This is a genomic window from Virgibacillus sp. 7505 (genome assembly GCF_002272135.1).
Lineage (GTDB): Bacteria > Bacillota > Bacilli > Bacillales > Amphibacillaceae > Terribacillus.
Map to the genome: position 1 here is coordinate 1 of NZ_NPBF01000458.1, position 213 is coordinate 213.

A 213-nucleotide genomic window follows, 5' to 3' on the forward strand; every position below is an offset into this window, starting at 1 on the left:
AGATTGGCTTTATGTACCCGCCCGATCCAAGTAGTTCTCATGTATCAACCATTGGCGGAAATCTTGCTGAAAATGCAGGAGGGCCAAGAGGATTGAAGTATGGCGTCACGAAAGATTATGTCCTCGGCTTAGAAGTAGTAACACCAGAAGGAGAAATTATTCGTACAGGGGGAAGAACGGTTAAAAACGTGACCGGCTATGACTTAACAAAGC

1 protein-coding gene is annotated in these 213 nt (G+C 45.1%); it reads left to right on the forward strand.

Going from position 1 to position 213, the window contains the following annotated elements; translation table 11 throughout:
• Window positions 1-213: FAD-binding oxidoreductase (locus tag CHH91_RS19780; RefSeq protein ID WP_141234285.1), on the forward strand; the 213-nt coding region annotated here is incomplete at both ends.